The organism is Conexibacter woesei DSM 14684 (assembly GCF_000025265.1).
GTDB classification, from domain to species: domain Bacteria; phylum Actinomycetota; class Thermoleophilia; order Solirubrobacterales; family Solirubrobacteraceae; genus Conexibacter; species Conexibacter woesei.
In genome coordinates, this window is sequence record NC_013739.1 from 3,508,607 (window position 1) to 3,522,946 (window position 14,340).

General features: G+C 72.4%; 17 protein-coding genes. 8 read left to right on the forward strand and 9 right to left on the reverse strand.

Translation table 11 applies throughout. The annotated features are described in order from the left end of the window. Nucleotides 1-13 precede the first annotated feature (13 nt). On the reverse strand, nt 14-469 hold the full coding sequence (locus CWOE_RS16470) for a MarR family winged helix-turn-helix transcriptional regulator (RefSeq protein WP_012934768.1): 456 nt from the start codon (nt 467-469) through the stop codon (nt 14-16). Continuing rightward, nucleotides 466-1,971, reverse strand: coding sequence for a DHA2 family efflux MFS transporter permease subunit (locus tag CWOE_RS16475; protein ID WP_012934769.1), 1,506 nt, complete (start codon nt 1,969-1,971; stop codon nt 466-468). The genes CWOE_RS16470 and CWOE_RS16475 overlap by 4 nt, the downstream gene beginning before the upstream one ends. 160 nt (nt 1,972-2,131) lie before the next feature. Between CWOE_RS16475 and CWOE_RS16480 the strand changes: the two genes are divergently transcribed. Further along, nucleotides 2,132-3,343 (forward strand): multidrug effflux MFS transporter, encoded by a 1,212-nt coding sequence (locus tag CWOE_RS16480; RefSeq protein ID WP_012934770.1) that lies wholly within the window; start codon nt 2,132-2,134, stop codon nt 3,341-3,343. 57 nt (nt 3,344-3,400) lie between these two features. Here the strand turns inward: CWOE_RS16480 and CWOE_RS16485 are convergent, their stop codons facing one another. Next, nucleotides 3,401-4,063 carry a TetR/AcrR family transcriptional regulator gene (locus tag CWOE_RS16485; RefSeq protein ID WP_012934771.1) on the reverse strand — a complete coding sequence of 221 codons (663 nt, stop codon included), beginning with the start codon at nt 4,061-4,063 and terminating at the stop codon, nt 3,401-3,403. A gap of 48 nt (nt 4,064-4,111) precedes the next feature. Beyond that, nucleotides 4,112-5,608, reverse strand: a complete 1,497-nt coding sequence (locus tag CWOE_RS16490; protein WP_012934772.1) for an MFS transporter — start codon at nt 5,606-5,608, stop codon at nt 4,112-4,114. A gap of 172 nt (nt 5,609-5,780) precedes the next feature. Between CWOE_RS16490 and CWOE_RS16495 the strand changes: the two genes are divergently transcribed. The 3 genes from CWOE_RS16495 (at nt 5,781) to CWOE_RS16505 (ending at nt 8,759) form a co-directional block, all read left to right on the forward strand. Beyond that, entirely contained in the window at nt 5,781-7,667 is a 1,887-nt protein-coding gene (locus CWOE_RS16495; RefSeq protein WP_012934773.1) for a glycerophosphodiester phosphodiesterase family protein, read from the forward strand. Nucleotides 7,668-7,731: 64 nt separating this feature from the next. After that, nucleotides 7,732-7,935, forward strand: a complete 204-nt coding sequence (locus CWOE_RS16500) for a hypothetical protein (protein WP_148261046.1) — start codon at nt 7,732-7,734, stop codon at nt 7,933-7,935. Beyond that, nucleotides 7,932-8,759, forward strand: coding sequence for an SGNH/GDSL hydrolase family protein (locus CWOE_RS16505; RefSeq protein WP_012934775.1), 828 nt, complete (start codon nt 7,932-7,934; stop codon nt 8,757-8,759). The genes CWOE_RS16500 and CWOE_RS16505 overlap by 4 nt, the downstream gene beginning before the upstream one ends. 9 nt (nt 8,760-8,768) lie before the next feature. Here CWOE_RS16505 and CWOE_RS16510 read toward each other — a convergent pair whose 3' ends face one another. The 4 genes from CWOE_RS16510 to CWOE_RS16525 form a co-directional block, all read right to left on the reverse strand. After that, the gene (locus CWOE_RS16510; RefSeq protein ID WP_012934776.1) at nt 8,769-9,722 is read right to left on the reverse strand and encodes an ROK family protein; all 954 of its coding nucleotides are present in this window, start codon (nt 9,720-9,722) and stop codon (nt 8,769-8,771) included. A 91-nt stretch (nt 9,723-9,813) separates the two neighbouring features. Further along, on the reverse strand, nt 9,814-10,023 hold the full coding sequence (locus CWOE_RS16515; RefSeq protein ID WP_012934777.1) for a hypothetical protein: 210 nt from the start codon (nt 10,021-10,023) through the stop codon (nt 9,814-9,816). A 69-nt stretch (nt 10,024-10,092) separates the two neighbouring features. After that, nucleotides 10,093-10,848, reverse strand: a complete 756-nt coding sequence (locus tag CWOE_RS16520; RefSeq protein ID WP_012934778.1) for a DUF3159 domain-containing protein — start codon at nt 10,846-10,848, stop codon at nt 10,093-10,095. Between the two features lie 49 nt (nt 10,849-10,897). Next, entirely contained in the window at nt 10,898-11,515 is a 618-nt protein-coding gene (locus CWOE_RS16525) for a TetR/AcrR family transcriptional regulator (RefSeq protein WP_012934779.1), read from the reverse strand. A gap of 105 nt (nt 11,516-11,620) precedes the next feature. Here CWOE_RS16525 and CWOE_RS16530 point away from each other — a divergent pair, with 105 nt between their 5' ends. From CWOE_RS16530 to CWOE_RS16545, 4 genes are read left to right on the forward strand one after another with little or no spacing between them, the layout of a single operon-like run. Further along, entirely contained in the window at nt 11,621-12,358 is a 738-nt protein-coding gene (locus tag CWOE_RS16530) for a 3-oxoacyl-ACP reductase family protein (protein WP_012934780.1), read from the forward strand. A gap of 9 nt (nt 12,359-12,367) precedes the next feature. Beyond that, nucleotides 12,368-12,688: a DMT family transporter gene (locus CWOE_RS16535; RefSeq protein WP_012934781.1), complete on the forward strand. Its 321-nt coding sequence runs from the start codon at nt 12,368-12,370 to the stop codon at nt 12,686-12,688. Between the two features lie 39 nt (nt 12,689-12,727). Then, the gene (locus CWOE_RS16540) at nt 12,728-12,952 is read left to right on the forward strand and encodes a hypothetical protein (RefSeq protein ID WP_012934782.1); all 225 of its coding nucleotides are present in this window, start codon (nt 12,728-12,730) and stop codon (nt 12,950-12,952) included. An 8-nt stretch (nt 12,953-12,960) separates the two neighbouring features. Then, nucleotides 12,961-13,152, forward strand: a complete 192-nt coding sequence (locus tag CWOE_RS16545; RefSeq protein ID WP_012934783.1) for a hypothetical protein — start codon at nt 12,961-12,963, stop codon at nt 13,150-13,152. A gap of 18 nt (nt 13,153-13,170) precedes the next feature. On the opposite strand, the gene CWOE_RS30820 is transcribed toward CWOE_RS16545, so the two are convergent. After that, nucleotides 13,171-14,220: a L,D-transpeptidase family protein gene (locus tag CWOE_RS30820; protein ID WP_012934784.1), complete on the reverse strand. Its 1,050-nt coding sequence runs from the start codon at nt 14,218-14,220 to the stop codon at nt 13,171-13,173. Between the last annotated feature and the right edge of the window lie 120 nt (nt 14,221-14,340).

Here is a 14,340-nt window from a genome sequence, read left to right on the forward strand (position 1 = left end):
GCAGCGGCGCTGCTCAGATCGAGTCGAACATCCGCGCCATCCGGCGCATCGCCTCGCCCGCGGCGGCGACGTCGCGGTCGTCGAGGTCGGCGAACGCCTGCTGCCAGCAGCGCTGCCAGATGGCCCGCTTCTCCGACAGCAGCGCGCGCCCCTGCGGCGTCAGCGAGACGACGACGAGACGGCGGTCCTGCTCGCTGCGTCGCCGCTGCACCATGCCCTCGTGCTCCAGCTGATCCAGCAGCGAGGTGACGCTGGCGGGCGTCAGGTCGGCGGCTCTCGCAAGCTGGCCGGCGGTCGCCTCCTCGGCGTCGTCGAGCAGCACGAGCGCGCGCACCTGCGAGTAGGAGAGCGCGCCGGGCCGTTGCGGGTCGCGGCTGCGCAGCCGCCGCTCGGCCCGCAGCAGCTCGCCGAAGGCGGTGCGCAGCCCTTCGGCCAGCTGCTCGCGTGACGGCTCCGGCGCGTCGCTCATACGGTCTCGGCCTCCAGCTCGATCCTCGTCTCGATCCCCACCTCGTGGGCAGTATGGCGTGCTCTGGCGCGGCGCTCGACGATCGCGAGCAGGAGCGTCGGCAGCAGCGCGACGAGCGTCACGACGAGCACGATCACGTACGTCTCGCCGAACGCGTCGGCGAGCGCGGCCGGCGTCGCCGACGCGCCGGCGTCGCGGATGCGGCTCTCGAGCGCGACCGACAGGATCGCGGTGCCGATCGAGCCGCCGACGCGCTGCACGACGTTGAGCTGCGGCGTCGCGTGGTTGACCTGGTCGGGTCGCAGGACGGCGAACGCGGCGGTCATCGACGGCATCATCGACATGCCGATGCCGAACCCGCGGAAGATCATCGCCGCGGCGATCAGCGCGAACGACGTCTCGGCGCCGAGCAGCACGAACGGGATCGTCGCGACGACGGTGATCACGCCGCCGATCAGCGCCGTCAGGCCGCCGCCGAGGCGCTCGGTGACGCGGCCGGAGAAGCCCATCGCGATCGCCGCGCCGACGCCCTGCGGGATCAGCAGCAGGCCGGTCTGCACGGCGTCCTCGCCGCGCACCGTCTGGAAGTAGAGCGGCATCAGGATCATCGCGCCGAACAGCGCCGCACCGAGGCAGAAGGTCGTCAGCGAGGCGGCCGCGAACGCCTTGTTGGCGAACAGGCGGACGTCGAGCAGCGGTCTGGGAATCCGCAGCGAGCGCAACACGAACGCGGCGATCAGCATGACGCCGAGCAGGAACGGGACGAGCACGCTGGAGTCGAGCAGGGTCCCTGCGCCGCCGCTCTGCGCGAGGCCGTACGTGACGCCGACGAGGCCGCTCGCGACGAGCGCGAGGCCGAGCGTGTCGAGCCTCCCGGCGGCCCGGTCGCCGCTGTCCTGCGGCAGCAGCTTGACCGCCGCGGCAACCGCGACGACGCCGACGGGGAGGTTGATGAAGAAGATCCACTCCCAGCCGGCGTGCTCGATCAGCAGGCCGCCGAGCGTCGGGCCGAAGACGGGCGCGAGCACGATCGGGACGCCGATCGCGCTCATGATCCGCGGGAGGTTCCTCGGGCCGGCGGCCTTCACGAGGATCATCTGGCCGATCGGCGCGAGCATGCCGCCGCCGATCCCCTGCAGCACGCGCGCGGCGATCAGCGAGCCCGACGACCACGCGAGACCGCACAGCAGCGAGCCGAGCGTGAAGAGGACGAGCGAGACGATGTACAGGCGGCGGGCGCTGTAGCGCGACGCGGCCCAGCCGGTGACGGGGATGACGGCCGCGAGCGCGAGCATGTAGCCGGTCACGACCCATTGGATGTCGTCGAGCGACGTGTGCAGCTCGACCGACAGGTCCTGCAGCGCGACGTTGACGATGGTCGTGTCGAGGACCGACATGACCATGCCGAGGATCACGACGATCGCGATCGGCCAGACGTGGGACGGCACGCCTGCACGGCCGGCGGCGCGCAGGGGCGGAGGCGGGGCGGAGGTTCTGGTCATCGGGGCCTGACGACGGATGGGGACGAAAAGTCTTTCGGAGTCGAAAGATTAGCGAACGAACCTTTTGCCTCCGAAGTGATCTTCGTCACACAGCGGCATTCCCCCGCCGGGCCGCGCGAGCCTCGCCGGAGGGCGCGCGAGTCGGTACCGTGCGCGGCCGATGGCGACCTTCCCGAGCGGCTCGCGCTCGCCGCGCATGCCCGGCGAGCGGACGCTGATAGTCGCGCTCGGCGCGCTGACCGCGTTCGGGCCGCTGTCGCTCGACATGTACCTGCCGGGGCTGCCGGAGCTGAGCCGCGACCTCGACGCGTCCGCCTCGCTCGCGCAGCTGTCGCTGACCGCGTGCATGATCGGCCTCGCCGCCGGCCAGCTCGTCGCCGGCTCGCTCAGCGACGCGCGCGGCCGCCGCGGCCCGCTGCTCGCCGGGATCGCGCTCTACGCGCTGGCCTCGGCGCTGTGCGCGCTCGCGCCGTCGATCTGGATCCTGATCGCCCTGCGGCTCGTGCAGGGCGCCGCCGGCGCGGCCGGGATCGTGATCGCGCGCGCGATCGTGCGCGACCTCCACGCCGGCGACGCCGCCGCGCGCTTCTACGCGCTGCTGATGGTCGTCAACGGCGTGACGCCGATCCTCGCGCCGATCGTCGGCGGACAGCTGCTCGGCGTCACCGACTGGCGCGGCGTCTTCTGGCTGCTCGCCGCGATCGGCGTCGCGTTGCTGCTCGGCGCTTGGCGGCTCGTGCCCGAGACGCTCCCGCCGCAGAAGCGGCATGCGGGCGGCCTGCGCGCGACGATCGGCGTCTTCGGCGCGCTGCTGCGCGACCGCGGCTTCACCGGCTACGTGCTGACCGCGGGCTGCGCGATCGGGATGATGTTCTGCTATATCGCCGGCTCGCCGTTCGTGCTGCAGGAGATCCACGGGCTCTCGCCGCAGCAGTTCAGCATCGCGTTCGCCGCCAACGCGCTCGGGATCGTCGTCTGCGCGCAGATCGGCGCCCGCCTCGTCGGGCGGCTCGGCGCGCGGCGGCTGCTGGTCGCCGGACTGACGCTCGGCTGCGGCGGAGCCGCCGGCCTGCTGCTCGCGGTGGCGCTCGACGCAGGTCTCGCAGGCGTGCTGGCGTCGCTGCTCGCGGTCGTCGCGAGCGTCGGGCTCGTGATGCCGAACGCGACCGCGCTTGCGCTCGCCGGCCACGAGCGGACGGCGGGGAGCGCGTCGGCGCTGGTCGGGCTCGCGACGTTCGCGATCGGCGGCGCGGTCGCGCCGCTCGTCGGGATCGCCGGCCGCGACACGGCGCTGCCGCTGGCGCTCGCGATCGCCTCGCTGGGCCTCGCCGCGGCGCTGTCGTTCCGCCTGCTTGCCCCGCGGGCGCGCTAGCGCGGGCCCTCGCGAGGCCGCCGCTCAGGCGTCGCGCGCCGCCCACACGTCGCGCAGCTAGACCTGACAGCTCTTGTCGAGGTCGCCCACAGCCGGCGGGCCGGGCTGGAGCGGCACGGCGCCGTCAGCCCGCATGCCGTCGAGCACGACACCGAGGTAGCGGCGCCAGAGGTCCGGCCGGTCGCCGCCGAAGCGCTCCATCGTGGAGCAGATCGCGGCCGTCAGGACAGGGATGTCCTCGGCCGCGAGATCGCGGCGGATCACGCCGGCGTCGCGACCGCGGGCGAGGACCGCCTCGAAGCCGCTGAAGACCTCGACGCGCAGCTGCTCCAGCCGCGGGTCCGTCAGCAGCTCCGGCTTGATCGCCTGCCCGAGGCAGCGGTCGGACGCGGTCATCTCGACCGCGCGCGTCATCAAACCCTCGAACGCGCTCCACGGATCCGGGTCGGAGAGCGCACGCTCGAGGTCGAGCGCCTCGCGCATGCCGGTGGCGCGCTCGAGGATCACCGCCACCTCCAGCTCCAGCTTCGTCGGGAAGTGGCGAAACAGCGTCCCGGTGCCGACGCCGGCACGTCGGGCGATCTCCGCCACGCCGACGTCGAAGCCGTCCTCGGCGAAGGCGGCCGACGCCGCGGCGAGGATGCGCTCGCGGTTGCGGCGCGCATCCGCGCGCGGCTTCCGCTGCGCTTCCCCGCTGGTTGTCGTGTCGACAGTCGCCATAACGGTGTGGTCTTCGACGATACCCGGGATCGCTCCTCCGTCGCCCCCCTAGTGCGCCATCTGGACGCTCGCGGGGTCGACGTCGTTGATCGCGGCGACGTCGCTTCTGCGGATCAGCAGCACGATCGCGAGCGCGCCGGCGGCGATGAAGACCGCGCCGATCAGGAACGCGACGTGGTAGCCGTCGACCAGCGTCTCGAGCACCGCCAGCGGCGAGGCGCCGGGCGCCAGCTCCTCTCTCAGGCTCTCCGTGCGCGAGGCCGCGAGCGTCGAGAGGATCGAGAGGCCGAGCGCGCCGCCGATCTGCTGGGAGGTGTTGAAGAGCCCCGAGGCGAGCCCGGCGTCGCGCTCCTCCACGTTCGTCGTCCCCAGCAGCGTCAGCGGCACGAACGTGTTGCCCATGCCGATCGACATCACGAGCACCGCCGGCAGCAGCTGCGTGACGTAGTCGCCGTCGGCCGTGATCCGCATCATCAGCAGCAGGCCGATCGCCGCGAGCGTGAGGCCGAAGAGGATCTGCGCCCGCACGCCTATCCGCGGGATCAGCTGCTGCGCCGCGACCGAGCCGGCGATGATGCCAACGGTGAACGGCAGGAACGCGAGCCCGGCCTCGATCGGGGAGTAACCGAGGACGACCTGGACGTAGATCGTCGCGAAGAAGAACATCGCGAACATGCCGCCGGCGACGACGAGCATCACGCCGTTCGCCGTCGACAGCGAACGGGTGCTGAAGATGCCCAGCCGCACGAGCGGCTGCGACTGGACACGCTCGGCGACGACGAACCCAACGAGCAGGACGATCGCCAGTGCGCCGAAGCCGAGCGTGGTCGTCGACCCCCAGCCGGCGCTCTCGGCTCTCACGATCGCGTAGACCAGCGAGATCAGACCGCCGGTGACGAGGACGGCGCCGAGCGCGTCAAAGCCGCGCCCTGCGTCCGGTGCCTTCGACTCCGGGATCAGTCTGAGCGACAGCACGAACGCCGCGATGCCGACGGGGACGTTGACGATGAAGATCCACGGCCATGACAGCGCCTCGGTCAGGACGCCGCCGAGCAACAGGCCGAAGGCGCTGCCGCCGGCCGCAATCGCGCCCCAGACCGCGAGCGCCTTCGTGCGCTCGGCGCCGTCGGCGAACGTCGTCATGATGATCGACAGTGCGGCGGGGGAGACGAGCGCCGCGCCGAGGCCCTGCAGGCCGCGGAAGGCGATCAGCGTCTCCTGCGAGGTCGCCAGGCCGCACAGCAGCGAGGCGACGCTGAAGAGGACCACGCCGGCGAGGAAGACGCGCTTGCGGCCGAACAGGTCGGCGGCACGACCGCCGAGCAGCAGGAAGCCGCCGAACAGCAGGGTGTAGGAGTTGATGATCCACGCGAGGTTGCCCGCGGTGATGTCGAGGTCCGTCTGGATGGACGGCAGCGCGACGTTCACGATCGTCGCGTCGAGGACGACCATGAACTGCGCGAGGCAGACGAGCACGAGGACGACCCAGCGGTTCGTCTCGGTGCCGGAGCCCTGCGCGGGGGCGGCAGGAGAAAGCGATGACATGCGGTGAGAATCCTTGAGGTAAGCGGAGTGACCGATCCGGTTTGGCACCGTAGCATAAGAGGAGCGGTCACTCCGGTTAGAGCACGCTCATCTTCACCGACCGTTCACGGCGACGCCGAACGCCCGTCCTAGCGTGCGCCGCGTCCCCCGCACCCTGACTCCGAGGAGTCCCATGTCACACCGTGCTCTCGCGGCGCTGCTCGGCGCCGTGACCGTCGCCGGCGGCGTGCTCGCCGCTGCGCCGACCGCCGCGTTCGCCGCCGATCCCGAACCGACCGTGCTCGAAGAGCGGTTCGCGGGCGCCGGCCTGCCAGCCGGCTGGAGAGCGATCGAGGGCAGATGGACGGTCGCCGACGGGCGCCTCGTCGGTGTCTCGGCCAACTCCGGCCAGCAGTCGCGGATCACGTTCGGCTCGCACCTCGACAACTTCCGGATCGAGGCGAAGGTGCGCTTCGAGTCGGTCGCCGATCCGGCGCGCTGGACGGCGATCGGGCTCGACATGCCGGCCGACGGCGGCGTCCCGTGGTGGCACGCCGCGATGCGCTCGAACACGACCGCCGCCAACGGCACCGAGTTCGCCGAGCGGACCGCCGCGAACGGCTGGAACGTGGCCGACGCCGCGCCCGCGCCGGCCGCCGCCGGCACCGGCAGAGAGGTGAACGTCGCGGTCGAGGTGCGCGGCTCGCGCGCCCGCTGGCTGTTCGAGGGCAGAGAGGTGCTGAGCACGCGCGCCCTGCGCCGCTCGGCCGACGGCGGCCTCGGACTCGTCGTCAACGGCTCGACGGTCTCCTTCGACGACGTCGTCGTCAGACGGATCGAGCCGATCTCGCTCGTGCTGCCCAACGACGCCAGAGCGATCCCGCGCGTGATCGCGCACCGCGGCTACTCGGCCGTCGCGCCCGAGAACACGCTCGCCGCGATGGCCGCCGGCGCGCGCGCCGGCGCCGACTGGGTCGAGACCGACGTCGCGCACAGCGCCGACCAGGTCCCGTTCATCCTCCACGACGGCACCGTCGACCGCACGACGAACGGCAGAGGCGCGCTCAACGCGCTGACCGCGCCGGCACTCGACCTGCTCGACGCCGGATCGTGGTTCTCGCCCGCGTTCAGAGGCCAGCCGCTCCCGCGCCTCGATGCGCTGACCGACGAGGTCAAGCGCGGCAGCGCGGACTTCCTGCTGGAGGTCAAGGGCCCGCAGACGCGCGCGCAGGTCGAGCGGATCATCGCCACGGTCCGCGCGAAGGGGATGGTCGGCCGCACGCTGCTGCAGAGCTTCGACGTGCAGGTGCTGAGGGACGCGCGCGAGCTGGCGCCCGACCTCCAGCTCGGCCTGCTGCGCGGCGCGCTCGACGCCGATCCGGTCGCGACCGCCAGAGAGCTGGGCGTCGTCACCTACAACCCGTCGTGGGACGCGCTGAAGGCGCGCCCGGAGGTCGTCGGCGCGCTCAACGCCGCAGGCGTCGCGGTGATGCCGTACACGGTCGACGACGCCGGCCAGTGGGCGGCGATGCGCGACGCCGGGGTCGACGGGATCATCACCAACCGGCCGGGCGCGCTCGTCGGCTGGAACGCGCGCTACGCGCAGGCCGGCGCGCCCGCTCCCGCCGAGCCGGTCAGAGCGTCGCTGCTGGCGCCGCTCGACGGCGCGCGGCTGGAGCGCGGCGACGCGCTGTCGCTGGCGCTCGCGGTCAGCGGCGCTCGCCCCGACGCTGTCACGGTGAGACTCGACGGCGCCACAGCGGCCGAGGGCAACACGCTGCGCGGCGACGCGCTCGCGCGCGGCAAGCACGTCGTCACGGTGAACGCGACCGGCGCGGACGGCAGCGTCGCAACTGACACCGCGACGTTCCGCGTGAAGGCGTCGCCGACCGGACTTGCGCATCTGGTCGCGGTCTCGCGCGGGATCCGCGACGGCCTGCGCGGGCAGCTGCTGCGCGACGTGCTGTCGCAGCGCTGGACGCGCTTCGTGACGCGGATCGAGCGCAACCGCCGCGACCTGCCGCGGCCGGTCGCCGAGCAGCTGACCGGCGACGCGCACGAGCTGGGTGCGCGCGGCTGACCGACGCGGTCCGATCCCGCCGGTGCCGCGCGTCGGCGCGGGCATCGGCGGGTACCCCGTGGGCATGACCCGATCACACGATGGCGCCGATCGCGTCGGCCACGGCGAGGCGTCGCTCGGCGAGGCGCAGTCGAGCAACCCACCCGACGATCCCGACATGATCACCGCGGGCGCGCCGCCGCTGGACAGCGACACCGACTACGAGGGCGAGGGAACGCCGCCGCCGAGAGAGCGCGGCAACGAGGACCCGGCGCCGAACTCGCCTTGAGCACGCGGCGCTGCATCCGAGCCGGAGCGTTCCTCGTCGCGGCGGCCTGCGGCGGTGGACTCGGCGCAGCGGACGCGCGCGCCGTCCACCCGAACTCGATGGCGGCGACGGGCGACTCGATCACCAAGGCGTTCAACACGTGCGCGAGAGCGTTCGTCGACTGCCCCGCGAACTCATGGGCGACCGGCACCAACGCCGCCGTCGACAGTATCTACGCGCGCATCCTCGCCGCGAACCCCGCGATCGCCGGCAACGCGTTCAACGACGCCAGATCGGGTTCGACGTCGGCAGCGCTCCCCGGTCAGGTGACGACGGCGATCGGACAAGGCGTCGAGTACGTCACGATCGCGATCGGCGCCAACGACATATGCGGGATCAACGAGGCGGCGATGACGCCGGTCGTCGATTTCCAGAGCAACGTCCAGGCCGCGATCGACCTGCTGAGAGCGAACCTCCCGGCGGCGCGCATCTCCGTCGCGTCGATCCCGAACATCCACTATCTGTGGAAGATCCTGCACACCGACCCGGCCGCCGTCACGACCTGGGACAGCCTCGACGTGTGCCAGTCGATGCTCGCGAATCCGACCTCGACGACGAGAGCGGATGCGGCCCGGCGCAACCGTGTCCTGACGCGCATCGTCGCGCTCAACGGCGCGCTCGCGACCGCGTGCGCCAGCTACGCGCAGTGCAGATATGACGACGACGCAGGCTTCGACTACAGATTCACCGCGAGCCAGATCTCGACGCGCGACTACTTCCACGCGAACGTCGCGGGCCAGACCGCGATCGCCCAACTGCAGTGGGGCGCGACCTGGGTCTTCTGAACGTCGGGCTCAGGCGACGAGCAGGGCGGCGCCGACGGCGCCGCCGAGGTCGCCCAGCTCGGCGAGCCGCACGTCCGGCGGACGGTCGTCGTTGAAGAGGTGCGGGTGCATCGCCTGCACGATCCGCTCGCGGTAGGGCTCGCCGAGCCGCAGCCCGAGCCCGCCGCCGAGCACGACGACCTCGACGTCGAGCAGGTTGACCGCTGAGGCGACGCCGGTCCCGAGCGCCTCGACGGCGTCGTCGACCAGCTCGATCGCGAGCTTGTCCTCGTGCGCCAGCGCGCGCGCCCAGATCCCGCTCGTCAGGCGCGGTCTGTCGTGCTTCTTCATCAGATGGAAGAGGTCGGTCTTCTCGCCGTCCTCGTGGCGCTTGCGGGCGCGCGCCTCCATCGCCCCGCGCCCCGCGTACGCCTCCATGCAGCCGCGCCGGCCGCACGGGCATCTCGCGCCGCCCTGCTTGACGACCATGTGGCCGATCTCGCCGGCCGCGCCGACGCCGCGCCACATTCTGCCGCCGAGCACGACGCCGCCGCCGACGCCGGTGCCCCAGAAGACGCCGAGCAGCGACGCGGCGCCACGGCCCGCGCCGAGCACGACCTCCGCGTCGGTCGCGACGTCGACGTCGTTGCCGAGCGCGACGCGCGTCCCGAGCAGCTGCGAGAGCGCGTCGGCGAGCGGGAAGACGCCCTCCCAGTCGGGCAGGTTGCGCGCCTGGCCGACGGTGCCCGCGGCCGTGTCGATCGCGCCGGGGGAGCCGACGCCGACGCCGCCGAGCGCCGCCGTCTCGACTCCCGCCGCCGTCGCCGCCTCGCGCAGCGCCGCCGCCATCGCGTCGGCGACGTCCTGTGGGCCGCCGCTCGTCGGCGTCGGGTGCCGCGCCTCGCCGACGACCGCGTTCGCGTCGTCGACGACGACCGCCTGGATCTTCGTCCCACCGAGGTCGAGCCCGCCACGTGTCGTCATCTGCGCAGCATAGTTCGCGGCTCGGCGGGCGCATCGTCCTGCTTTGTGGTCGCCCTGCGACACCAAGCCAGGACGACGGCGCTGACGACGGTCAGCGCGCGGCGGCGGGGGCGCCGAGCTGTTCTTCAGACCAGCGCTGGACGAGGCGGCGCTGGACGTCGGTGAGCGTGAGCTCGCGGCCCTGCTCCAGCGCTCGTGCGGCCTGCGCCAGCGTCATCCCGGTACCGGTCAGCACGCTGCCGATCAGCGGCGGCGGTGCGCTGCCGCAGATGCCCGAGGGACAGGTCGGATCGAACGCCATGCTTCGAAGATAGCGACCGCGCCGGAGGCAGCGGCGCCGGCGGCGCGCCCGTCGCCGCGGGTGGTGCCGCTACCGGCGCGCGGGCGCGTCGGGCTCGCGCTCGGCGTCCGGGTCATGCTCGGCGCCGCCGCTCGCAGCCTCCTGCGCGGCGAGCAGCGCGCCCTCCTGTCGCAGCAGCAGCCACGACAGCCACATCCCGACGGCGAACAGCGGCAGCCCCATCGCGACCTTCGCGACGCCGAGCGCGACGACCGCACCGGCGAGGTACATCGGCAGCTGGACGGCGAGCCGCAGCGCGAAGACGCCGACCCAGATCCACGTCACGTGGGTGTAGATGCGGACGCGATCGGGGTCTCTGCGCCAGCCCATCCCGCCGCCGGCGACGAGCCCGAGCGCGACGCCGGCGATCGGCCAGCGCAGCGCGATCGAGCCGACGAGGCCGATCACGTAGCCGCCGCTCAGCAGCAGTCCGGGGAGGAAGAAGTCCTCCGCCTTGCCGGTGCGCGAGACGATGAACGCCGCGATCGCGATCCCCGCCAGCCCCGACAGCGCGAACTGCACCGTCTGACGCCGCACGAGCCGCGCGATCGCCAGCACGACGCCGATCCCGACCGCGACCATCGCAGCGTTGGTGGGCTCCAGGCCGCCGACGCTGTACGCGAGCACGAACGCGGCGGCCGGCAGCGCCGACTCGACGATCCCGAGCGGCCCGCCCAGCGCCTCGGTGAAGGCGGCGCCGGCCGTCGGCGCGCGCGTGGCCGCGGCGACCGCGTCCCGGCGCGGGTCGTGCTGCTCGTGCTCGTGCTCGTGCGGCTCGTCGCTCATGGCTCCAGTCTGACGGAGCCGGCGCGGCCGTTGCGTCGCCGTCCCGCGGTCATGCCGGCGACGGCGGCGCGACGAGCGCGTCCCAGGTGACCATCGCGCGGTCGACGATCGCGTTCAGCGTGTCGCACGAGACGCCGTCGCGCGCCTCGAACGAGAGGCCGTGCAGGACCGTCGCGACGTAGGCCGCGAGCGCGTCGACGTCGGTCTCGGGACCGACGTCGCCGTCGGCGACGCCGCGTGCGATGCGGGCGCGGACGTCCTCGCGGGCCGTGCGCCGCTGCTCGGCCATGAAGTCGCCGATGCCTTGGTTCGCCGGCGAGACGTTGGTCGCGGCGAGCACGACCATGCAGCCGGTCGGGCGCCCGGGCGTCGTGTAGCCGGCGGCGTTGTCGCGCAGCATCGCCTCGATCGCCGCGCGCGCGGTCGACTGCACGGCGAGCGCCCGCGCCGTCGCGCCGCCCTCGAGCGTCCCGTACAGCGCGACGGCCTCGCGGAACAGCCCCTCCTTGGAGCCGAACGCGGCATAGAGGCTGGGGGAGGCGATCCCCATCTCCGTCGTCAGGTCGGCCAGCGAGACGCCCTCGTAACCGCGCTCCCAGAAGACCTCCATCGCGCGCCGCAGCGCGGCGTCGCGGTCGAACGTGCGCGGGCGGCCGCGAGCGGCCATCAGCCGCGGCTTTCTGTAGCGATCGAAAAATAAATGACTTGACGATGTTCGACGGCCGTCGATATGTTTATGTAGTGATCCATACAAAAATACCCGAGGAACATCATGGGACTTGACGGCAGAGTAGCGCTGGTGACGGGCGGGAGCCGCGGAATCGGCGCGGCGACGGCGCTGCGGCTGGCGCGCGACGGCGCAGACGTGGCGATCACGTACGTCAGCGCGCCCGACCGCGCCGCCGCGGTCGCAGCGCAGATCGAGGCGCTCGGGCGCCGCGCCCTCGCGATCGAGGCCGACAGCGCCGACGGCGACGCCGTCGTGGCGGCCGTCGAGCGCACGGTCGCCGAGCTGGGGCGCATCGACGTGCTCGTCAACAACGCCGGGATCTGGCTCGACGGGCCGCTCGAAGACGTCACGCGCGAGCAGGTCGACCGGATGGTCGCGATCCACGTCACCGGCGCGTTCCTCGCCAGCCAGGCGGCCGTCCGGCAGATGCGCGACGGCGGCCGGATCATCTCGATCGGCAGCAACCTCGGGCCTCGTGCAGGAGCGCCCGGCATCACGCTCTACGCGATGACGAAAGCTGCCATCGGCGGGCTCACGAAGGGACTCGCGTGGGACCTCGGCAATCGCGGCATCACCGCCAACGCGATCGACCCCGGCCCGATCGACACCGACATGAACCCGGCCGCAGGTCCCTACGCCGACGCGCAACGCGCGGGCATCCCGACCGGCCGGTTCGGCAGCGGCGGGGACGTCGCCGCGATGGTCGCCCACCTCGCCGGCGACGCCGGCCGCTACATCAACGGCGCCTCGCTCGTGATCGACGGCGGCGTGAACGCGTAGGTCGCGGCGATGGGGCCGTGGACGCTGCTGCTGGTCGCCGGGCTGCTGGAGATCGTCTGGGCGCTGGCGCTGAAGCAGACCGACGGCTTCACGCGCCTGTGGCCGAGCGTGATCGGCGTGACCGCCGCGGTCGCGAGCTTCGGGCTCCTGACCGCGGCGCTCGCGCGACTGCCGGTCGGGACCGCCTACGCCGTGTGGGTCGGGATCGGCGCCGTCGGCGTCGCACTCGCCGGCATCGTCGCCTTCGGTGACGACCTCTCCGCCGCCCGCCTCGGCTTCCTCTCGCTGATCGTCGCCGGCGTGGTCGGGCTGCGGCTGATCGAGGGGTGAGGGGGCGAGACGCCGTGCCGGCGACGCTCAGTCGTCTCCGTGCACGCCATCGTCCTGCTCGCCACCGAGGTCGCGTTGCTTCCCGAGCGCGTCGACGCCTCGTTCGTCCTCGTCGCATCAGGCCTTGGAGGCCTGCTCGGATCGATCGTCGCGGTCATCTGCGGGCTGGAGCTGGACCGTCTCGCCAGAGTGAGCCTGTTCGGCACCATAGTTGGTGCCACAATAGGTGCGGTGGCGTTTTTCGTCCTTCTGGTGTTGCATTAGGAGTCGCCATGAGCAACCGCCTCGTCATCGCCTTCATCGTCCTCGGCGACGCTGCTCTCGTCGCGCTCGGAGCGTCGCTCGTCCTCGGCGTCGGGCTGCTCGTCGAGCTCGCCGTGATCTTCCTGCTCGCCCACAAGATCTACCGCCCCTGGTGGGAGCGGCGGTACGGCGAGGGGAGAGATGCGGAGGGCCTGCCGTGAGGCAGGCGGCGCTCAGACTCAGACGACGAGGACGGTGGTGCCGATTCTGACGCGCTCGTAGAGGTCGATCACGTCAGCGGGGTTCATGCGGACACAGCCGTGGGAGGCGGCGCTGCCGATCGAGCCGCCGTCGGCGGTGCCGTGGAAGCCGACGGCGCCGTTGAAGCCGATCCAGCGTGCGACGAGCGGGTTGTTCGGCGCGCCGCCGGGGATCGTCTGCCCGGCGAGGTCGCCGGCCCACTCGGAGTTGGGGACGTTCCACGGCGGGTCGACCTGCATCGTCTGGACGGTGAACTGGCCGCCCGGAGTGGGGTATTCGGCCGAGCCGACCGCGACGCTGTAGGTCTTCGACAGCTCGCCTCTGACGAAGACGCGAACCGTGGTGCCCGACTTCGAGACGGTGACGACCGTCTGGTTCGCCGCCCACACCTCGTCCGTCGTCGTCTCGGGCTTGACCGCGACGATCTTCGCCGCGAACGTGCGCTCGCCGCGCGGCTTGCGCAGCGTGCGGACGATCTGCTTGCGCAGCTTGTCCGGGTTCTCCAGTCTCGACCCGTCCTGCGAGTCGTTGACCGAGACCGAGTCGACGGCCAGCGCGAGCGAGGCATCGACGGCCGGCTTGTCGACCGACTTGGCGATCCGGTCGACGAACGCGGTCACGGCTCTGCCGTTGATCGCGACCGTCACCTTCTCGTTGCCGTCGACTTCGCCGCCGGTCAGCTCGCGCCAGCCGCGCGAGATGAAGTTGCCTTCCTCACCGCGCTTGACGGCGCGGTCGATCGCGCCGTCGAACGAGATCGCGACGCCGGCCTCCTTCGCCGTCAGCTCGACCTTTCTGCCATTGACGTCGACTACGACCGGGCGCTCGGACGGGCCGCCGATCGTGCGGGCGAGCTTGCGTCTCGCCTCCGCGGGGGACAGCCCGCCGACGTCGACGCCGGCGACGGTGACGCCCTTCGGGACCTGGTCGCCCGCGGCGCGAGCGTTCCAGCCCAGCACCCCGACGCCGATGGCAGCTATGAGCAGGAACGCGCCCGCGATCAGCAGGAGCGTCCGTGCTCGAGACATGTTGGATCGCACTGGCACGTAGGAAGAAGGTAGACGAGTCGGCGGCGGGGGTTACAAGATCCCTTTCACGCGGCGGCCTCGCATGTCAGCGCTTTGACCTCCGGACGGCCCCGGCGGACG